The 21,325-nt window shown below is 64.6% G+C and carries 10 protein-coding genes, 2 tRNA genes, 3 rRNA genes and 1 pseudogene; 12 read left to right on the forward strand and 4 right to left on the reverse strand.

Annotated features, from left to right (window positions below; all coding sequences use genetic code 11):
• Positions 1–114 precede the first annotated feature (114 nt).
• From AC6I21_RS02365 to nrfD, 5 genes are all read left to right on the forward strand, one after another.
• A 23S ribosomal RNA gene (locus AC6I21_RS02365) occupies positions 115–3,255 on the forward strand.
• A 187-nt stretch (positions 3,256–3,442) separates the two neighbouring features.
• Positions 3,443–3,559, forward strand: a 5S ribosomal RNA gene (gene rrf, locus AC6I21_RS02370).
• Between the two features lie 170 nt (positions 3,560–3,729).
• Entirely contained in the window at positions 3,730–7,065 is a 3,336-nt protein-coding gene (fdh, locus tag AC6I21_RS02375; protein ID WP_497763020.1) for a formate dehydrogenase, read from the forward strand.
• A 1-nt stretch (position 7,066) separates the two neighbouring features.
• On the forward strand, positions 7,067–8,059 hold the full coding sequence (locus tag AC6I21_RS02380) for a 4Fe-4S dicluster domain-containing protein (protein ID WP_346923076.1): 993 nt from the start codon (positions 7,067–7,069) through the stop codon (positions 8,057–8,059).
• A complete protein-coding gene (gene nrfD, locus AC6I21_RS02385; RefSeq protein WP_497763021.1) occupies positions 8,056–9,135 on the forward strand; it encodes an NrfD/PsrC family molybdoenzyme membrane anchor subunit in 1,080 nt (359 codons plus the stop codon). Before AC6I21_RS02380 ends, nrfD begins: the two co-directional genes overlap by 4 nt.
• On the opposite strand, the gene selD is transcribed toward nrfD, so the two are convergent.
• Positions 9,132–10,151, reverse strand: coding sequence for a selenide, water dikinase SelD (selD, locus tag AC6I21_RS02390; protein WP_497763022.1), 1,020 nt, complete (start codon positions 10,149–10,151; stop codon positions 9,132–9,134). The two genes, nrfD and selD, sit on opposite strands and share 4 nt — an antisense overlap.
• 284 nt (positions 10,152–10,435) lie before the next feature.
• On the opposite strand from selD, the gene AC6I21_RS02395 reads away from it, so the two are divergent.
• From AC6I21_RS02395 to rrf (AC6I21_RS02410), 4 genes are all read left to right on the forward strand, one after another.
• Positions 10,436–10,530: transfer RNA gene (locus AC6I21_RS02395), tRNA-Sec, on the forward strand.
• Between the two features lie 36 nt (positions 10,531–10,566).
• Positions 10,567–11,898, forward strand: a complete 1,332-nt coding sequence (gene selA, locus AC6I21_RS02400; RefSeq protein WP_497763023.1) for an L-seryl-tRNA(Sec) selenium transferase — start codon at positions 10,567–10,569, stop codon at positions 11,896–11,898.
• A 2-nt stretch (positions 11,899–11,900) separates the two neighbouring features.
• Entirely contained in the window at positions 11,901–13,688 is a 1,788-nt protein-coding gene (gene selB / locus AC6I21_RS02405; RefSeq protein WP_497763024.1) for a selenocysteine-specific translation elongation factor, read from the forward strand.
• A gap of 161 nt (positions 13,689–13,849) precedes the next feature.
• Positions 13,850–13,966, forward strand: a 5S ribosomal RNA gene (gene rrf, locus AC6I21_RS02410).
• 161 nt (positions 13,967–14,127) lie between these two features.
• Here rrf (AC6I21_RS02410) and AC6I21_RS02415 read toward each other — a convergent pair.
• The 3 genes and pseudogenes from AC6I21_RS02415 to AC6I21_RS02425 all read right to left on the reverse strand — a co-directional run bounded on the left by AC6I21_RS02415 (position 14,128) and on the right by AC6I21_RS02425 (position 17,751).
• A pseudogene (locus AC6I21_RS02415) lies at positions 14,128–15,339 on the reverse strand (IS1249 family transposase).
• A gap of 125 nt (positions 15,340–15,464) precedes the next feature.
• On the reverse strand, positions 15,465–16,247 hold the full coding sequence (gene otsB / locus AC6I21_RS02420) for a trehalose-phosphatase (protein ID WP_497763025.1): 783 nt from the start codon (positions 16,245–16,247) through the stop codon (positions 15,465–15,467).
• 55 nt (positions 16,248–16,302) lie between these two features.
• Positions 16,303–17,751: an alpha,alpha-trehalose-phosphate synthase (UDP-forming) gene (locus AC6I21_RS02425; protein WP_246049696.1), complete on the reverse strand. Its 1,449-nt coding sequence runs from the start codon at positions 17,749–17,751 to the stop codon at positions 16,303–16,305.
• Positions 17,752–18,066: 315 nt separating this feature from the next.
• Here AC6I21_RS02425 and AC6I21_RS02430 point away from each other — a divergent pair, with 315 nt between their 5' ends.
• The 3 genes from AC6I21_RS02430 to AC6I21_RS02440 all read left to right on the forward strand — a co-directional run bounded on the left by AC6I21_RS02430 (position 18,067) and on the right by AC6I21_RS02440 (position 21,182).
• Positions 18,067–18,924: a DsbA family protein gene (locus AC6I21_RS02430; RefSeq protein WP_497763026.1), complete on the forward strand. Its 858-nt coding sequence runs from the start codon at positions 18,067–18,069 to the stop codon at positions 18,922–18,924.
• 178 nt (positions 18,925–19,102) lie between these two features.
• A tRNA-Thr gene (locus AC6I21_RS02435) sits at positions 19,103–19,176 on the forward strand.
• A 1,058-nt stretch (positions 19,177–20,234) separates the two neighbouring features.
• Positions 20,235–21,182 carry a DUF808 domain-containing protein gene (locus AC6I21_RS02440; RefSeq protein ID WP_138925638.1) on the forward strand — a complete coding sequence of 316 codons (948 nt, stop codon included), beginning with the start codon at positions 20,235–20,237 and terminating at the stop codon, positions 21,180–21,182.
• Positions 21,183–21,325 lie beyond the last annotated feature (143 nt).

Here is a 21,325-nt window from a genome sequence, read left to right on the forward strand (position 1 = left end):
CCGCTTTTTGTGTGTGTGGGTGTTTGTTGTTTTGTGATTTTGTTGATTGTTTTGTTGCTCATGTATTTGAGGTTTTCTGTGCTGTCGTTTGTCTGTGATGGATGGATGATTGTGTTGAAAGTTTTTAAGGGCGCACGGTGGATGCCTTGGCATCAGGAGCCGATGAAGGACGTGGGAATCTGCGATAAGCCTGGTGGAGTCGATAACCGGACGTTGAGGCCAGGATTTCCGAATGGGGAAACCCGGCACCATGTTATGTGGTGTGACCCGTGGCTGAATGTATAGGCCATGTGGGGGGAACGCGGGGAAGTGAAACATCTCAGTACCCGCAGGAAAAGAAAACAATAGTGATTCCGTTAGTAGTGGCGAGCGAACGCGGATGGGGCTAAACCGGTAGGTGTGTGATAGCGGATAGGCGTTGCATCTTCGGGGTTGTGGGGTCCATGTGTGCCAGTTCTATTCGGCTGGCGGGATGAGGTGCAGGCGTATAGGTGAATCGGTTGGAATGCCGGACCAGAGAGGGTGATAGTCCCGTAGTCGTCATGCGTGCTGCCGTCCTAGTGTGGGTGCCCGAGTAGCACGGGGCTCGAGGAATCCCGTGTGAATCTGCCAGGACCACCTGGTAAGCCTGAATACTACCTGATGACCGATAGTGAATCAGTACCGTGAGGGAATGGTGAAAAGTACCCCGGGAGGGGAGTGAAATAGTACCTGAAACCGTGTGCTTACAAACCGTTAGAGCAGGGCTTTGTGTTCTGTGATGGCGTGCCTTTTGAAGAATGAGCCTGCGAGTTAGTGCTGTGTCGCGAGGTTAACCCGTGTGGGGTAGTCGTAGCGAAAGCGAGTCTGAATAGGGCGTTTGAGTGGCACGGTCTAGACCCGAAGCGAAGTGATCTACCCATGGCCAGGTTGAAGCGCGTGTAAGAGCGTGTGGAGGACCGAACCCACTTCAGTTGAAAATGGAGGGGATGAGCTGTGGGTAGGGGTGAAAGGCCAATCAAACTTCGTGATAGCTGGTTCTCCCCGAAATGCATTTAGGTGCAGCGTTGCGTGTTTCTTACTGGAGGTAGAGCTACTGGATAGGCGATGGGCCCTACAAGGTTACTGACCTTAGCCAAACTCCGAATGCCGGTAAGTCAGAGCGCAGCAGTGAGACTGTGGGGGATAAGCTTCATAGTCGAGAGGGAAACAGCCCAGAACGCCAACTAAGGCCCCTAAGCGTGTGCTAAGTGGAAAAGGATGTGGAGTTGCTGTGACAACCAGGAGGTTGGCTTAGAAGCAGCCACCCTTGAAAGAGTGCGTAATAGCTCACTGGTCAAGTGATTCCGCGCCGATAATGTAGCGGGGCTCAAGCACACCGCCGAAGTTGCGTCATTCAAACATGTCATTGGCTTTTGTGGTCCAGTGGTTTGGATGGGTAGGGGAGCGTCGTGTGGCCGGTGAAGTCGCGGTGGAAACCAGCGGTGGAGGCTACGCGAGTGAGAATGCAGGCATGAGTAGCGAATGACGGGTGAGAAACCCGTCCGCCGAATGATCAAGGGTTCCAGGGTCAAGTTAATCTGCCCTGGGTTAGTCGGGACCTAAGGCGAGGCCGACAGGCGTAGTCGATGGACAACGGGTTGATATTCCCGTACCGGCGAAGGACCGCCCATACTGAGCATCTGATGCTAACCACCTGCCGCCATGACGTGCTGCCTCCTTTGGGGGGTGGTTGTTGTGGTTGGTGGCTGGGAACCGAGGGTGTGAGGTCAGCGTGTTAACAGGTGTGACGCAGGAAGGTAGCCGAGCTAGGCAATGGAATTGACCTGGTCCAAGGGTGTAGGGTGTTTCGTTGGCAAATCCGCGGAACGTGTGCCTGAGACCTGATAGGCGCCCACTTTGGTGGGTGATTCGGTGATCCTATGCTGCCTAGAAAAGCATCGGCGTGAGGTCCCAGTCCGCCCGTACCCTAAACCGACACAGGTGATCTGGTAGAGAATACCGAGGCGATCGAGAGAATCATGGTTAAGGAACTCGGCAAAATGCCCCCGTAACTTCGGAAGAAGGGGGGCCTGCCTCGTGAGGGAAACTTGCTTTCCTGAGCGGGTGTGGGCCGCAGAGACCAGGGGGAAGCGACTGTTTACTAAAAACACAGGTCCGTGCGAAGTCGCAAGACGATGTATACGGACTGACTCCTGCCCGGTGCTGGAAGGTTAAGAGGACCTGTTAGACCCCTTTGGGGTCGAAGCGGAGAATTTAAGCCCCAGTAAACGGCGGTGGTAACTATAACCATCCTAAGGTAGCGAAATTCCTTGTCGGGTAAGTTCCGACCTGCACGAATGGAGTAACGACTTCCCCGCTGTCTCAACCATGAACTCGGCGAAATTGCAGTACGAGTAAAGATGCTCGTTACGCGCAGCAGGACGGAAAGACCCCGAGACCTTTACTATAGTTTGGTATTGGTGTTCGGTGCAGCTTGTGTAGGATAGGTGGGAGACTGTGAAGCCTGGACGCTAGTTCGGGTGGAGTCATCGTTGAAATACCACTCTGGCTGTACCGGTCACCTAACTTCGGACCATGATCTGGTTCAGGGACAGTGCCTGATGGGTAGTTTAACTGGGGCGGTTGCCTCCTAAAGAGTAACGGAGGCGCCCAAAGGTTCCCTCAGCCTGGTTGGCAATCAGGTGTTGAGTGTAAGTGCACAAGGGAGCTTGACTGTGAGAGTGACAGCTCGAGCAGGGACGAAAGTCGGGACTAGTGATCCGGCGGCACCGTGTGGAAGGGCCGTCGCTCAACGGATAAAAGGTACCTCGGGGATAACAGGCTGATCTTGCCCAAGAGTCCATATCGACGGCATGGTTTGGCACCTCGATGTCGGCTCGTCGCATCCTGGGGCTGGAGTAGGTCCCAAGGGTTGGGCTGTTCGCCCATTAAAGCGGTACGCGAGCTGGGTTTAGAACGTCGTGAGACAGTTCGGTCCCTATCCGCTGCGCGCGTTGGAAATTTGAGAAGGGCTGTCCTTAGTACGAGAGGACCGGGACGGACGAACCTCTGGTGTGTCAGTTGTACTGCCAAGTGCATCGCTGATTAGCTACGTTTGGAAGGGATAACCGCTGAAAGCATCTAAGCGGGAAGCCTGCTTCGAGATGAGATTTCCATGCACTTTTTGTGTGAGAGGCCCCCAGCTAGACCACTGGGTTGATAGGCAGGATGTGGAAGCAAGGACTAAAGACTTGTGTAGCTGACCTGTACTAATAGGCCGATGACTTATCAACACACAACAAAACCACCCCCCTTTTGTGTGGGGTGTTCGGCAAAGAGTGTTGCTCGCGTTCACTATACGGTTACGAAACAACAACCACACCACCCCGGGCCCCTTTGTTGGTGGGGTGTGGGGGTTGGCAGGTGTTGTTCATGGATGGTTTTGCAGCCGGCACCAGGTGTGTGGTTGTTTCACTGCTGTTACGGCGGTCATAGCGTGGGGGAAACGCCCGGTCCCATACCGAACCCGGAAGCTAAGGCCCACTGCGCCGATGGTACTGCACTCGTGAGGGTGTGGGAGAGTAGGACACCGCCGGACTTAACTTGATGAAGGGTTTGAGGCTCCAACCAGTGATGGTTGGAGCCTCACCCGTTTAAGCCGTTGGCCTTCAGCCGGCCGCCACGCCTACGACTACACGACTTTCCGGAAGCTGGACATCAGCGCAAAGCTCCTTGCCGCATTTTTGTGATCTCGGTTATGGTGGACGCATGTCAGGGTTTAGCTTCTTGAATTGGCCGGTCGTACGGCAATTCCGATCGAGCGATCCGCTCGGTCGCGGCGAAGCCGTCATGTCCCAGCGGACCAAAGAGATCACTCCACGCACTTCCACTGCAGATCGAGTAGTACAAAGCGTCTGCCCGTATTGCGCCGTTGGGTGCGGCCAGAAGGTCTTCGTCAAGGACGAGAAAGTCGTGCAGATTGAAGGCGACCCCGACTCCCCAATTTCCCGCGGTCGGCTCTGTCCCAAGGGTTCGGCCAGCGAACAGCTGGTCAACGCCCCCGGGCGGCAGACCAAGGTCCTCTACCGGCCTGCCTACGCGAGCGACTGGCAGGAACTAGAATTAGACACCGCCATTGACATGGTGGCCGAACGCTTCCTCGAAGCCCGACGCAACCACTGGCAGGAGACCGACGAGCAGGGCCGGGCCTTGCGCCGCACCATGGGCATCGCCGGCCTGGGTGGTGCCACCCTCGACAATGAGGAAAACTACCTCATCAAGAAACTATTTACCGCTGCCGGCGCAGTGCAGCTGGAGAACCAGGCCCGTATTTGACACTCCGCCACCGTTCCCAGTTTGGGAACCTCATTTGGGCGGGGAGGCGCCACTCAAACACTCCAGGACATGGCCAATGCGGACTGCATTGTCATTCAGGGCTCGAACATGGCCGAATGCCACCCGGTGGGCTACCAGTGGGTTGCTGAAGCCAAGGCCCGGGGCGCGAAGGTCATCCACGTTGACCCGCGTTTCACCCGGACCAGTGCCGTGGCCGACAAGCACATCGCAATACGTGCCGGATCCGACATCGTGCTGCTGGGCGCACTGATCAACTATGTGATCAGCAACGACCTGTGGTTCAAGGAGTATGTCCAGGCGTACACCAACGCCGCCACCTTGGTCACCGAGGAGTTCCAGGACACCGAAGACCTGAACGGCCTGTTCTCGGGTTTCGACCCGGACACCGGACAGTACGACATGTCCTCCTGGGCCTACCAGCGCAAGGGATCCGATGACGGGGACGGCCAGGATGGCTCCAACGACCATGAGCATGGGGCCGACACCTCCCAGCGCGCCGTGGGGCACAGCCACGGTAGTGGGGGACCGACGCTGGAACGCCCCGAATTTGAGCAGGATCCGACGCTGCAGCACCCGCGCAGTGTGTTCCAGATCCTCAAGCGGCACTATGCGCGCTACACCCCGCAGATGGTGGAGGAAACCTGCGGCATCAGTGCCGAGGACTTCGAATACCTGGCCCGCTCGGTCACCGAGAATTCCGGCCGGGACCGCACCACCTGCTTTGCCTATGCCGTGGGATGGACCCAGCACTCCTCGGGAGCCCAGTTCATCCGCACCTCCTCGATCCTGCAGCTGCTGCTGGGGAACATGGGCCGGCCCGGCGGCGGGATCATGGCGCTGCGCGGTCACGCCAGCATCCAGGGTTCCACGGACATCCCGACCCTGTTCAACCTGTTGCCCGGGTACCTGCCGATGCCCAGCGCCGAACTGCAGAACCTGGACGAATACCTGGACAGCATCTCCTCTCCGGACCAGAAGGGGTACTGGGCCAACGCCGACGCCTACACGGTCAGCCTGCTCAAGGCCTGGTGGGGCGAGGCCGCCACCGAGGAGAACGACTGGGGCTACGGCTACCTGCCGCGCATCAACGGACCCCACGGCACCTACCAGACCGTGATGAGCATGCTCGATGACGAGGTGGACGGGTACTTCATCTTCGGGCAGAACCCGGCCGTCGGCTCCGCCCACGGACGGATGCAGCGGATGGGGATGTCCCACCTGAAGTGGCTGGTGGTGCGCGACTTGAGCCTGATCGAATCCGCAACCTGGTGGAAGGACGGGCCGGAGATCGCCTCGGGCGAGCTGAAGACCGAGGAGATCGGAACCGAGGTGTTCTTCCTGCCCGCGGCCACCCACGTGGAAAAGGCCGGCAGCTTCACCCAGACGCAGCGGCTGCTGCAGTGGCGGCACCAGGCGATCGCCCCGCCCGGCCAGGCGCAAAGCGAACTGGACTTCTTCTACCAGCTCGGCACACGCATCCGCGAGAAGTTGGCCGGGTCCACCGACGAACGTGACCGGCCGCTGCTGGATCTGACCTGGGACTACCCGGGGCAAAACGAGGAGCCGGATCCGGAGGCGGTGCTTGCCGAGATCAACGGTCGGCACCTGAGCGGGCCGCAGGCGGGTGAACCGCTTCAGACCTACACCCAGATGCGCGCCGATGGCACGACCTCGGGAGGTTGCTGGATCTACACCGGGGTCTACGCCGACGGGGTCAACCATGCCGCGGACCGCACCCCGGGCGACCAGCAGAACGAGCTGGCCCCGGAGTGGGGCTGGGCCTGGCCGGCGAACCGGCGCATCCTGTACAACCGGGCCTCGGCCGACCCCGAAGGCAAGCCATGGAGTGAACGCAAGAAGATCATCTGGTGGGATGAGCAGCAGCAGCGCTGGACCGGGCAGGACGTCCCGGACTTCCCGGTGGACCGCGCCCCGGGCAGCCGCCCGGACCCGACGATCGGCGGGCCCGCCGCGCTGGCCGGTGACGACCCGTTCATCATGCAGTCCGACGGCAAGGGCTGGCTGTTTGCGCCCAAGGGCATGGTCGACGGTCCGCTGCCTACCCACTACGAGCCGCAGGAATCCCCGGTCGCCAACCCGCTGTACCGCCAGCAGCAGAACCCGGCCCGGCTGGTCTACCCGCGCGATGACAACCTCAGCGCACCCAGCGCCGGCGCCCCGGGGTCCGAGGTGTACCCCTTCGTGTTCACCACCTACCGGCTGACCGAGCACCATACGGCCGGCGGGATGAGCCGTTGGCTGCCCTACCTCTCCGAGCTGCAGCCGGAGATGTTCTGCGAAATTTCCCCGCAGCTGGCCGCCGAACGCGGACTGGAGCCGTACGGCTGGGCCACGATCATTTCCCCGCGTTCGGCCATCGAAGCCCGGGTGCTGGTCACCGAGCGGGTCAAGCCGCTGAACGTGTCCGGTCAGGTCATCCACCAGATCGGACTGCCCTACCACTGGGGTGTGGGCAGTGATTCAGTGGTCAGCGGGGACGCGGCCAACGACCTGCTGGGAGTCACCCTGGACCCGAACGTGCAGATCCAGGAATCCAAGGCCGGCTCCTGCGACATCATCCCGGGACGCCGTCCGCGCGGACCGGCCTTGCTGGCGCTGATCGCCGAATACCAGCAGCGCGCCGGGGCAACGGCACAGACCGGCAGCGAGAAGGTCACCGGTGCGCCGCCCGAGCAGGCGCCAGAGACCGGGGCCGAGCACGGCAACGACACGACGAGGGAAGGCTAATGTGAACCACCTGACCGAATCACCGCAGCACACCCGGCACAGCGGTTACCCGCGCAAGGGGTTCTTCACCGACACCTCGATCTGCATCGGCTGCAAGGCCTGCGAGGTGGCGTGCAAGGAGTGGAACCGCAATCCGGCCGATTCGCAGTACGAGCTGCTGGAATCCTCCTATGACAACACCGGGGAACTGGGCGCGGACACCTGGCGGCACGTGGCGTTCGTCGAGCAGAACCGCGAACACATTGAAGCTGCCCGCGAGTCCGGGCGGGCGTTGGTCAGCCTGGGCATGCCGGGAATCGGCCCGCCCGGCGGCAACGGGCAGAACCTGCAGGGGGTGGACACCACCCCACCGGACACCCCGGACTTCCGCTGGCTGATGTCCTCGGACGTGTGCAAGCACTGCACGAACGCCGGATGCCTGGACGTGTGCCCCACCGGGGCGCTGTTCCGCACCGAACACGGCACCGTGGTGGTGCAGGATGACATCTGCAACGGGTGCGGCACCTGTGTGGCCGGCTGCCCGTTCGGGGTGATCGAGCGGCGCAGCGACGGGGTGGTGGGCACCAAGAGCGAACGGGACTTCACCCCCGGGGAACAGGCCGGCACCCACAACGTGGGCGTGGCCCAAAAGTGCACGCTGTGCTATGACCGGATCATTGACGGGCAGACCCCGGCCTGCGCCCAGGCCTGCCCGACCACCTCCATCAAGTACGGCACCCGTGAGGACATGGTGGACACCGCCCGCACCCGGGTCGCCGAACTGCACGCCCAGGGGCTGACCGAGGCCCGGCTGTACGGGGCGAACAGCCAGGACGGGGTGGGCGGCACCGGTTCGGTGTTCCTGCTGCTGGATGAGCCCGAGGTCTACGGGCTGCCGCCGGACCCACGGGTTCCCACCGCCGACCTGCCGCAGATGTTCAAGCGGGCCGGGCTGGCCGCGGCCGGGATGCTGGCCGGGGCGGCCGCCGCGTTTGTGCTGGGAGGACGCCGATGACGGTCTCGGATTTCGACAGCTACCGGCCCCCGGAGCCCGAACGCCGCAAACGCCGCGGAGGCAAGCGGCGACGCGCCGGAGCCGGTGGGCGCGGGGAGGTGCCGGTGGTGCCCGAGGCCACGTTCGCCTCCTACTACGGCCAGCCGGTGATCAAACCGCCGCCGTGGGGCAGCCCGATTGCCATCTACCTGTTTTTGGGTGGGGTGGCCGGAGGTTCGGCGCTGCTGGGGGTTGGGGCCCAGCTCAGTGGCCGGCGCGAGCTGTGCCGCAACAGCCGGCTTGGCGCGTTCGGCGCGATTGGGGCCGGTAGCGTGGCGCTGATCGCGGATTTGGGGCGGCCCGAACGCTTCCTGCACATGCTGCGCACCATCAAGCCCAGCTCCCCGATGAGCCTGGGCTCCTGGATCCTGACCGCATTCAGCGCCGCAGCCGGGGTGGCGGCCGCCGCCGAGGTGGACCGGATGAGCGCGGCCCGGCTGCCGCTGGGGCCGCTGCGCCGCGTGTTGCAGGCCCTGGAGGCACCGGCCGGGGTGGGCGCCGGGGTGCTGGCCACCCCGTTGGCCGCCTACACCGCGGTGCTGCTCTCGGACACCGCGAACCCCACCTGGAACGCGGCCCGGCAGGACCTGCCGTTCGTGTTCGTCAGCTCCGCCAGCCTGGCCGCCGGGGGACTGGGCATGCTCACCACCGCGCCGGAGCACGCCGGCCCGGCACGCGCGCTGGCCGCCATGGGGGCGGCCGGGGAACTGGTTGCCTCCCGGGTGATGAAACGCAACATGGACCCGGTGGCCGCCGAGCCGCTGGAGCTGGACGGGCCGGGCCGGCTGCTCAAATGGAGCGAACGGCTGACCATTGCCGGTGGGGTGGGCGCCGCGGTGGCCGGGCGCAGCCGCTGGCTGGCCGCGGGCTCCGGAGCCGCACTGCTGGCGGCTTCGGCGTTGACCCGCTTCGGGGTGCTGCGTGCCGGGCTGGCCGCGGCCCAGGACCCGCGCTACACGATCGAACCGCAAAAGCGCCGGCTCGCCGCCCGCCGTAGGGCCGGCATCGTGCACGATTCGATCACCACCGCCGGCTAGCGGATCTCAATTCCGCTGCCGGGCACGGTATGCCCAATCACCGGGTAGCCGGGCAGCTGCCCGACCACCAGCAGGCCGCCGGAGGTTTGCGCATCGGCCAACAGCAGCAGGTCCTGCTCGCTCACCCCGGCCCCGGCGCGCAGGTGCGGGCGCACCCAGTCCAGGTTGCGACGGGTTCCGCCGGAAATGTAGCCGTCGCGCAGCGCCTCCGCGGCACCCTCCACCAGCGGCACCGCGGCGCGGTCAATGACGGCGCCCACCCCGGAGGCCCGGCACATCTTGAACAGGTGTCCCAGCAGCCCAAAGCCGGTGATGTCGGTGGCGGCGCGGGCCCCGCTAAGCACCGCGGCCTGGGAGGCGTCCCGGTTCAACTGCACCATGGTGGCGATGGCCTGCTCGAAGACCTCCCCGGTCTGCTTGTGGCGGTTGTTCAGCAGCCCGAGCCCGATGGGTTTGGTCAGGGTCAGCGGCAGCCCGGCCACCGCGGCGTCGTTGCGCAGCAGCTTCTCGGGTTCGGCGATGCCGGTGACCGCCATCCCATACTTCGGCTCTGAGTCATCCACCGAATGCCCGCCGGTGACCGGACATCCGGCCTCCCCGGCCACGTCCAGCCCGCCGCGCAGCACCTCGGTGAGCAGCTCCATGGGCAGTACGTCGCGCGGCCAGCCCACCAGGTTGATCGCGCTGACCGGTCGGCCGCCCATCGCGTAGATGTCCGAGATCGCGTTCGCGGCGGCGATGCGCCCCCAGTCGTAGGGGTCGTCAACGACCGGGGTGAAGAAATCCGCGGTGGAGAGCACCGCCAGATCCGGGCGCACCAGTACCGCCGAGGCGTCATCCCCGCCGTCCAGGCCCACCAGCACATCCGGGTGCCCCTGTCCGACCAGGCCGGACAGCGCGTCCTCCAGCTCGCCGGGCGGGATCTTGCAGGCGCAGCCGCCGCCGTGGGCGTAGCCGGTCAGCCGCACCTGATCCGCGTGCGGGGCGCCGTTGTGCAGGGTGGTGTTCTTCTCCATGACGTGTTCCGGGATTGGTCCGGCGGCAGCCGGCCGCCGCAACCCCGTGTTCCCCTTCCCATCCAGGTGTTGGTTCGTGCGCCCATTGCCCCGCGGCCGGTGCGCCCTGCGGTGGCACATCGATGCGGGAGGTCATGAGCTCCATCACATCGTGGCACATATCCCGGACTCCCGCGCGAAATGATGGCCGGATGTGAAGCCGGCTGCCAGGGTGGCCGGGGCGGGAATGAACAGCAGGCTGAGTGCTGGCGCCGCCGGGCCCGGGGCGGTGTTAGCATGATCACGGAGGCGTCCGGGTCCTGGTGGGCCCCCCGGTCTTCAAAACCGGTGAGACCGAGCATCTCGGTCTGGCGGGTTCGATTCCCGTCCGCTTCCGCCAACAGCCAACGCTCCACAGACTTTTGGAAGGGGGCCCGTGGGCACCACCGACCCGCGCCGACTCATCCCGCGCACCGACCGGTTGCTGGCCCACGAGCCGATCCGCCGCGCCGAGCAGCGCCTGGGTCCGAATCTGGTGCGCGGCATCATCCGCCAGGTGCAGGACCAGGCCCGGGCCGGGGACCTGGCCCCCGAAGAGGTGGAAGACCAGGTGGTCGCGGCGCTGGCCCGGCACCGGCCCACCAGCCTGCGCCCGGTGCTCAACGCCACCGGCATCATCGTGCACACCAACCTGGGCCGCGCGCCGCTCTCCGCCTCCGCCCGTGAGGCGCTGGTGACGGCGGCGGGCTATGTGGACGTGGAAATGGACCTGGCCTCCGGACGGCGCTCAAAGCGCGGCACCGGCACCGTGCAGGCCCTGTTGCGCGCCTGCCCGGCCGCGCAGGACGCGCTGGTCGTGAACAACGGGGCCGCGGCGCTGCTGCTGGCCACCACCGTGCTGGCCGGTGCCGGTGAGGTGATCATCAGCCGTGGTGAGCTGGTGGAGATCGGGGCCGGGTTCCGGCTGCCGGAGCTGATCCAGTCCACCGGGACCACGCTGCGCGAGGTGGGGGCCACCAACCGCACCCACCTGCAGGACTACGCCGCCGCCGCGGCCGCCGGGCCGGGCGGGTGCCTGTTGAAGGTGCATCCCAGCAACTTCTGGATCGGCGGGTTCACCAGCGGGGTGTCGGTGGCCGAACTGCGTCCGCTGGCCGATGAACACCACCTGCCGCTGGTGGTGGACCTGGGCAGTGGACTGCTGGCGCCCGATGCGGCGCTGCCGGAGGAACCGGACATCGCCGGGGCGCTGCGGGCAGGGGCCGACGTGGTGATCGCCAGCGGGGACAAGCTGCTTGGCGGCCCCCAGGCCGGGGTGCTGCTGGGCCGCGCCGAGGTGATCTCCCGCCTGGCCCGCCACCCGTTGGCCCGGGCGCTGCGGGCGGACAAGCTGCTGCTCGCGGCCCTGGAAGCCAGCCTAGACGCCGAACCGACCCCGGTGCACGCGGCCCTGCACGCCGACCCTGACCGGCTGCGCGAACGCACCGAGGCCCTGGCCGGGGCCGTGGGCGGGGACGTGGTGGAACACGACGGCCGGGTCGGCGGCGGGGGAGCGCCCGGGGTGCCGCTGCCCGGCTGGGCGCTGCGTTTGCCCGAACAGCTGGCCGCCGCACTGCGCACCGGTGACCCGGCGGTGCTGCCCCGGGTGCACCAGGGCGCGTGCCTGTTGGATCTGCGCTGCATCCCGCAGTCCGAGGACCAGCACCTGGCCGCGGCGGTGCGTGCCGCCCTGGCCGCCCACACGGCCGCGAACGGCCTGGGAGGCTAGCGATGTTCGTGGTCGCTACCGCCGGGCACGTGGATCACGGCAAAAGCACGCTGGTGCGGGCGCTGACCGGCATGGAACCGGACCGCTGGGCGGAGGAGCGCCGCCGCGGGCTCACCATTGACCTGGGCTTCGCCTGGACGCAGCTGCCCTCCGGGAGGGAGGTCGCGTTCGTGGACGTGCCCGGGCACGAACGCTTCCTGGGCAACATGGTGGCCGGGCTCGGCCCGGTGCCCGCCGTGTGCTTCGTGGTCGCCGCCGACGAGGGCTGGCGGGAGCAGTCCGCGGACCACCGGGACGTGCTGCAGGCCCTGGGCATCGAGCACGGGCTGGTGGTGCTTACCCGCACCGACCGTGCCGGCGCGCCGCTTCAGACGGTGATCGACCAGGTGCGTGCCGAATTGCGCGGCACCGGGCTGGCGGAGGCAAAGATCCTCCCGGTCTGCGCACCTACCGGGGCCGGGCTGCCCCAGCTGCGCACCGCGCTGGACGGGCTGCTGGATTCCCTGCCCCACCCGCAGCCCGAGGCCCGGGTGCGGTTGTGGATCGACCGCTCGTTCAGCATCAGCGGCGCCGGGACCGTGGTCACCGGCACGCTGCAGGCCGGGCAGCTGGCCAGCGGCGACAAACTCGTGCTGGCGGGGGAAAATGGCGAACACCAGCTCAGCGTGCGCGCGGTGCACAGCCGCAACCGGGAGGTGGACGCGGTGGGCGCCACGAACCGGGTGGCGCTGAACCTGCGCTCCGGCCTCCGCGCCGAGCAGGTGCACCGCGGGGATGTGCTGCTCACCCCGGGCGCCTGGGATTTGGTGGACACCGTGGATGTGCGGCGCACCATGGGCGCGGACCTCACCACCGCGCCCGAAGAGGTGCAGCTGCACCTGGGCACGGTGAGCCTGGGCTGCCGGCTGCGGCCGCTGGATGCCGGGCACGCCCGGATGATCCTGGCCCGGGCGCTGCCGCTGCAGCTGGGGGACCGGCTGGTGCTGCGCACCACCGGCAGCCGCTCCGTGTTCGCCGGCGCCCAGGTGCTGGACGTGGACCCTCCGGCCCTGCAGCGGCGGGGCGCCGCCGCGCGGCGCGCAGCGCAGCTGGCCGGGATGGAGCCGGACGGGGACGCGGCGCTGGAAGTGGCCCGGCGCGGTGCCGTGCGCCGCACCGCCCTGCAACGCATGGGGGTGCGCGCAGTGCAAGCCGTACCCGACGGGGTGCTGCAGCAAGGCCAATGGTGGGTGCACGCCCCGGTGTTCGACGCCTGGCAGCGCCGCCTGCGCGCCGCCGTACAGCAGCTGCTCCAGGATGACCCGCTGGCGCCCGGGCTCTCGCGTGGGGCGGCGGAAAACCTGCTGGGGGAGGCCGGAGCGGAGCTGCTGCAGCAGGTGATCGACGCCGCCGGGCTGCAGCACCGGGCCGGGTTCATCACCCTGCCCGGGCATCCAGCGGACCTGGGGCCGGCCGAACCCGGGATCCAGGCGGTGGAGCGCGCCCTGGCGGCAACCCCCTTCGCCGCACCGGAGGCCCGCGAACTTCAGGCCCTGGGCCTGGGTCCCCGCGAACTGGCGGCCGCGGAACGCACCGGCCGGCTGCTGCGGCTTGGCGAGGGCATCGTACTGCTGCCGCTGGCCCCGGCCCAGGCCATGCGCACGCTCGCGACCCTGCCCCAGCCCTTCACCACCAGCCAGGCCAGGCAGGCTTTGGACACCACCCGGCGGGTGGCCATCCCGCTGCTGGAATACCTGGATGGACGTGGGTGGACGCGCCGGCTGGATTCCGGGCACCGTACCCTCGCCTAGCCAGGGACCGGATGCGAGACCCGCTGCGGGTGTAGCGCAGTTCACGTGCCCCGGGCAGGCCGTGAAATGGACAGGGCCAGACCCTCTTTGATATGTTTATCTGGTTGTCGCGATCGCGATGAACACCGAAACTTCCCGCGGGAAACCGCGAGGGCTAGAGTTACGGCGGTCATAGCGTGGGGGAAACGCCCGGTCCCATACCGAACCCGGAAGCTAAGACCCACTGCGCCGATGGTACTGCACTCGGGAGGGTGTGGGAGAGTAGGACACCGCCGGACAATGTTTGAACGGCTAGAGGCCCCACCAGCTGGTGGGGCCTCGCCTGTTTAACCTCCCGGCAGTCTGCAGCGCAAGAGCGCCTTTAAAAGCCCGGGCTATAGGCAATAAAGTGTGTTTGGCCCGGGCGTGTTCCAAGGCCAGACACCTTCAAAACCAGTGACTAGTAGCTGTTTCGAATCCAGCCTCTTCTGATGATCTGTCCATCTTCGGTACTAGCGTCGGTGCCTTAAAGCTCCGGGCCGATTGGCTCGTCATCTGACACTTGCTCAGCTGCCTTCTTTGCTTCTGGAGAGAAGTGCTCCGGCCGTAAAAGCTCTCCCAACGCAGGGCGATTCGCCTCATCGGTGTGCATCCAGCAGAACCACTCGCATGCTCGTCTTCGATGCTCGACCGGCATCCCGCGATGATGAAAGATCATGGCGCGGATCCCGGAGTTCACCGCGCCTTCAGTCATGTTCGTCGTCGCGTTGATCCCCAGACCTTTTAGGTCCTCGTTCAAGTACGTGAACAAGTGACCGCGCTGCATTGCTTTCCTCATGGACTCGTAGGCGCTTCGTAGCCGTTCATGGGTGTACCATCCCTTCCGGGTGCCATGAACACCTTGCGGTCTGGCACCGGGCCAGTCAGCAGCGTAGGTCTTCTCATTGATCAGGTCCTGGTTCTCTGCATGCCAGGCGGCGAAAGCGGCCATCCATTCTGTCGCGGCTTCCTGCGTTTGGATTTTCGTGAGTTTCAAGCTTAGACGCCGCAGCGATTTACCAGCCTGCAACCGAGGATTCATCGTCAGGTAGGTGCGAACGTTGCGCTGGATATGGACCAAGCAGCGTTGGATCTTCACATTAGGCCAGAGCTTTTTCAACGCTTTCATCAGTCCTGAACCGCCATCCGTCAGCACGACTTTCGGCTCGGGAAAATGCTGCAGCAAAGCGATCCATGCCACGGCTTTTTCACGGTCGCACCACTGCCATCTGATAACGCTTCCGTTAGCGATAGCGATCAGCAGGCACCAGCCTGGACGGATATAGATACCGTCGACTTGGACTTCATTGAAGACTTCACCAGTTCGCGGTAAATAGGGTTCGACGTTCCAGCACCAAGCGGTCTGGTAGCGGAAAGTCCGGCCAGTGCCTCCGCCGAATTCGGCTTGAGAAAGCCTGCTCATGAGCCAACCGACGAAGCCAGTGAGTTGGTTGCGAGCTGTGGTGTCAGCTCGCTGGAAAGTGGTGCTGGAATTGCAGTTCTTGCATCGCCAGCGTTGGGTTCCTTTGGATGTCGTGCCGTTCTTTTTCATGGGTGAATGGCAGATAATACAAGTATGGGATTGTCCAGTAAGCTTCACACTTATGGATTGAATACCCCTGTGAACCTTGATCCTGTCCCGGCTTTCCGGGGGCAGGATCAGGTTTTCAGACACACTTTATTGCCTATAGGCCAAAAGCCCAGGGTGGGGGTGCACCCGGTGCACCACCACCCGTGGGAGCTGGATCTTCGCGCCGGCTAGCTGCGCAGCTCGACCAGGTATTCCAGCAGTTCGGGAAGATCCGCCGGAGCGTCGATCCGGAAATGCGCCGCCGTTTGACCGGCCCCGACCTTGATTCCCAGGTCCCCCTCACCCAGGGCGTTGAAGCCGTCTTCGTCGGTGACGTCGTCGCCCACGAAGATCAGCGACTGGGCGCCGGTGACGGTGCGCAGCCACTGCAGGGCCTGGCCCTTGGTCGTCTTCAGCACGCTGGCCTCCAGCACCGCCTTGCCGGCCAACAACCGCAGCCCGGAAACGGCCTGCAGCTGGCGGTGCGCCTCATCCAGAGCGGCCTGCCCAGTGACCGGGTCGGCCTGGCGGATGTGCAGCACCGTGGAGGCCGGCTTGTACTCCAGCGAAGTGCCGTCGAAGGCATCGGAGATCTCGCCCAGGATCTGGGTGGTGTCCTGCAGCAGCTGCTCCTGCTGGGCATCCAGGTCAATGTGCTGGGCATCGGTGTTCAGGAATTCAGGCAGAACCCGCTCGGCACCGTGCGAGCCGATGAGCACCTGGGGCCGCGGCGCCGGGTAGACGGCCTCCAGGGAGCGCAGGTCACGGCCGGAAATCAGGGCGGTGATCACCCCGGGCAGCCCGGCCAGCAGCTGGGCCGCAGCGGCGGAGGCCGGCAGCGGTCGCGCATCCTCCGGGCGGTCCACCAGCGGGGACATGGTGCCGTCAAAATCCAGGGCAATCACCAGGGGTGAAGTGCCCGACAGGCCGGTGAGGGCCCGACGCAGCTCGGGGCTAAGGGCTGAGACCAATGATCCATCCATGCTTCTGTCCATGTGTCTGTTCTATCGCGGGCCGCGACACCGGTTAGGCCTTGACGCGCGACTTGATGGCCGCGAGTTCCTCCAGGAACTTGTTCGACCACCGCATTACGTCGTGCTCCTCCAGGTGGCGGAACATCCGGCGCATACGCCGTGACTGCTCCTGCGGCGACATGTTCGCGGCATCCACAATACGCTGTTTCATCCCGTCAATGTCGTGCGGGTTGACCAGCACCGCCTGGGTCAGCTGGTCGGCCGCGCCGGTGAACTCGGAGAGCACCAGCACGCCCTTGCCGTCCTGGTGGGCGGCCACGTACTCCTTGGCGACCAGGTTCATACCGTCGCGCAGCGAGGTCACCAGCAGCACGTCGGCCGCCAGGTACATGGCAATCATCTCGCGCATCGGGTAGGAATGGTGCAGGTAGCGCACCGTGGTGTGGCTGAGCGTGTCGTGCTGGCCGGTAATCTGGCCGACCATCAGCTCGACCTGGTTGCGCAGCTGGATGTAGCGGTCCACGTTCTCGCGGCTGGGGCTGGCGACCTGAATGAGGCAGACCTCGCCGGCCTTGAGCTGCTTGTCGGCCAGGATCTCCCCGTAGGCCTTCAAGCGGTGGCGGATCCCCTTGGTGTAGTCCAGGCGGTCCACACCCAGCATCACGGTCTTCGGGTTGCCCAGGCCCTCACGGATCTGGCGGGCGCGTTCCTGGATCTGCGGATCCTTGGACAGCTCGGCCACATCAGCGGTGTCGATGGAGATCGGGTGGGCGGCGGCGCGGCACACGTTCTGAACGCTGTGCGAGGCATCCGGGGTCGCCTCATGGCCCTTGACCGAGTAGTTGGTGTAGCGGCGCAGCCCGCGCACGAAGTTTGCCGCGTCGGTTTCGCGCTGGAAGCCCACCAGGTCGGCTCCGGCCAGGCCCTCCAGGATCTGGCGGCGCCAGGGCAGCTGGGAGAACAAGCTGGCCGGCGGGAACGGGATGTGGTTGAAGAACCCGATGCGCAGATCCGGGCGGGCCTCACGCAGCATCTTGGGCACCAGCTGCAGCTGGTAGTCGTGCACCCACACAGTCGCGCCGCGGGCCGCCACCCGCAGCACCGCGTCGGCAAAGCGGCGATTGACCTTGCGGTAGTTCTCCCACCAGGTGCGGTGGTATTCCGGGGGCACAATCACATCGTGGTACAGCGGCCACAGGGTCGAGTTGGAGAAGCCTTCGTAGTACAGCTGCAGGTCCTCTTCGGAGAGCGGAACCGGCACCATGTGGATTTCGTCCTTGTCGAAATCCTCCAGCACCTCGTCGGTGGCGCCATGCCACCCGACCCAGGCGCCGGTGGAGGCCGCCATGATGGGAGCCAATGCCGTCACCAGCCCACCGGGGGAGCGGCGCCATCCTGGCGAACCGTCCTCATTGGTGATGCGGTCAACCGGCAGACGGTTGGCGACCACCACGAAATCATAGTCCGTATCCGGGATCTGGATCTCAGCGTCCTGGCTCACGATTGACCTCCTGAATGTCGTGATTCGCGCATTCGGTGATTCATCTGCGCACGATGGTTCCACGACGAATTCTACTAACGTCGGGGACCCCATTACCTCATGAGCCTAGTGAATCAATGTGACGAAGGAAACTTGGATGGATATTTGTGTCTCCAGTTGGCGACGGATCCGCGCTGCCGGCTGAGCGGCATATTTGGGAAGCATAAGTGAGTGCTGTGAAGCGCTCTCAAGGGCGCCATTGGCGCGACTTTGCGCCAATGGATTGGCTAGGATTGTCTCGAATTCAGTCTGTCGCAGAGCAAGGACTCAGAGAATATGTCTTCAACAAACCCCCGGCCGTCCAAGTCTGAACGGCAGGCCGGCGCGCGCGAAAAGGCCGCGCAGATCCGAGCTGCCCAGGAAGCGGCGGAGAAGCGCAAGTCGCTGTTCGTCAAGCTGGGCGTCGTCGCCGCAGTGGTCGTGGTGATCGCGCTGGTGGTCGTACTGATCCTGCAGAACCAAAGCGGCAAGGTCGCCGATTCGGGGACGGCTCCGAAGGGCGGCAACGCCGCCGGCGGCATCACCCTGGTTTCGGACACCGAGTTCGCCTCAACTTCCGAAGTCAACGTGGATGTCAACAACGCTGGCGAAGCACAGCAGGGTGCGGAACCCAAGCCACGCGACCTGAAGGTGGGGGCCAAGGGCGAACCGGTGAACATCACCATTTACGCCGATGCGAACTGTATTCACTGCGCGGACTTTGAAAAGACCTACGGCCAGCAGCTGCACCAGTGGCTGGCTGATGGCAAGGTCACCGTGGAATACCGCATGGTCGGTTACCTGGATCGTGGTTCGGCCACGAACTACTCCTCACGTGCGGCCAACGCCATGGCCTGCGTTGCCGATGCCGACCCTTCGGCCTACCTCGGTTTTGTCGAGGGCGTCTTTGACCACTACGAGCAGGGCGAGATGAAGAATGCCCAGCTGGCAGAGTTGGCCAAGTCCAAGGGCGTGGACGTCTCCAAGTGCATCGATGACGGCAACTTCCGCCCGTTCGTGCAGTACACCACCGCAGCCGCCCAGGCTGACGGCATCGCCGGTACCCCGACGATCTTTGTCCAGGACAAGGAATTCGTGCTGGGCCAGGATGACTTCGTGGCCCAGGTCGAAGCGGCCATGAAGGCCAACGCCTAACCTCTTGGGGGTTCGCGGGAGGATCGGGTAGGATCCCGTATTGATCTCGCACCCAAGAAGCCGTGGGGAGTCCGCTATGACGCGGGCTCCCTTCGGCCGTTAAGAGAGCAGCTTTCGGCTGGCGCTGTGAGGGGCGAATTCGCCCGCCGGTGGCAGTTCCGATATTCTTATTCGGTACGCCTCCTTAGCTCAGCTGGCCAGAGCGTCTGTCTTGTAAACTGAAGGTCACCGGTTCGAATCCGGTAGGGGGCTCTCTTCGCCCCGGCGAGCATGCGCGTTCGAGCATGTTCCCGGGGGTTTTGCTTTTCCCTTTCCCAACGCTCAACCTTCCCGCCATTAGGGCTGACTTGAGCGTGCAGGGCTGGCCCTCTGTCGTCCGGTAACCATCGCGTTCGCCGCCCGAGGGACATCGGTACCCTGAGAGAATCCTCAAAAATCTGGAAGATCTGAATCTACGCGGCTATCTTCTCCCTACACCTGCCGTTGTTGTGGCAACCGTTCTTGCGTTGCTGCTCGTAGTCGGTTCCACTCACACGCAGCGTGACTGATGGGGACATTCTGGAAGTTGCGAGTTGTGGAGGTTAGGACAAATGCCAGATCGAGTCGCCCGGTCACGTACCGCACAGCTGGTCTCGGAACTGATCGGAACCCGCCATGGTCGCCAATACCTGCAGCAACACGGTTGGATGCCGGGCATGCCGGTCATTATGACCGGGCCCCGGGAACCACTGGATGATGTGATGGGGTTGGTCTCCGTCCACGAAGGACCGAGCCTGGTCGCAATGATTGACCCAATCAGCGACCAGTTGCGGTTTCTGCATGTTTCATTGCCTACCCCAGTCCTGCAGGTAGTAGGACTGGAAGCCCCTGGAACCATAATCAGTTCCTTCTTTGACCGGGCCAGGCGAAGCGGTTCGGTTACATTTCGGGTGAAGTACTGGCCTTACAGTGCGGTCGCCCACGCCCTGCCGCCCAGGTTCGCCCAGCCACTGGTCGCACCAACCGCCGCAACCACTGGGGCACAGATGGTGGAACCACAACCGTTCGGCGCGAGCTTGTCGGCCCGTTCCTAAGCGTTCGGGAGCCGATGTGAGGAGCTGAGAAACCGACTTTCTGCGGAACCCGGTGCCCCACTTCGACCAAAGACAGCGCTCGTGTACGTCCGGGGCGCTCGCCGGAAGCTGGTTCGAAGACAAAAGTGTGCTGAGAACAACCCGCATGCGGTGGTGCCGCAGGCTCAGCGGGGGAGTTGACTCGGTATTCTGGAAGCCGGCGTAAGCCCGAAACCTTCTTCGAGCAAAGGACGAACGATGGCCGGTGGACTGGTAGCACTCCTCGACGACATCGCGGCTCTGGTCAAGCTGGCCTCCACCTCATTGGACGATGTGGCCTTGGGCGCCGGAAAGGCCAGCAGCAAGGCGCTGGGTGTCGTGGTGGATGATGCCGCGGTCACCCCGCAATATGTGGCCGGAATTTCGCCCAAGCGCGAGCTGCCAATCGTGTGGAAGATTGCGCTGGGCTCAATCCGCAACAAGCTGCTGATCATCCTGCCGCTGGCGCTGCTGCTCTCACAGTTTGCCCCCTGGGCGCTAACCCCCTTGCTGATGCTGGGCGGCACCTACCTTGTCTTCGAAGGGGCGGAGAAGGTGCTGGAATTGTTGCACATCATCCGCCACCACGACCCGGTGTCCGGCGAACAGGTGCGCGATGAAAAGTCGATCATCGGTGCCGCGGTGCGCACGGACTTGATCCTGTCTGCGGAGATCATGGTGATCTCCCTGAACGAGGTCGCCGCCGAGGGCTTTTGGATGCGCACCATGATCCTGATCGCGGTGGCCCTGGGCATGACCATTGTGGTGTACGGGGTGGTCGGGCTGATCGTGAAGATGGATGATGTCGGTCTGCACCTGGCCCAGCGCACCTCCCACTTCCTGCAGTTGATCGGCCGGGCCCTGGTCAAGGCGATGCCGGTGATCATGTCCGTGCTGGGCAAGGTCGGTGTGGTGGCCATGCTCTGGGTTGGCGGACACATCATACTGGTCGGTCTGGACGAGCTGGGCTGGCATGCCCCCTACGCGCTGGTGCACCACCTGGAACTGGCGGCCGCCGGAGCCACCGGCTCCGCTGGTCCGGTTATCGGGTGGCTGGTGAACACCGGGCTCTCCTGCGTCGCCGGCTTGCTGGTGGGCAGTGTCGTGACTGGCATCGTGCTGGGGATCCGCCGGATCCGCCAGGGCCGCAGCGCCCAGCAAGCCTGATCCCGGGCCCCGTGCGGTGACATCCGCAGGGGCGCGGTGAACCTGGTTGTGGATAGGATTGGTCGGATACGGCCGTTGCCGCACTCGCCTTGCGGTCGGGAACGGAACCGGGCCGCCGGATGGGGCAGAACCGGGCTAAAGTG

This window comes from Glutamicibacter sp. St.4D3, from assembly GCF_059728615.1.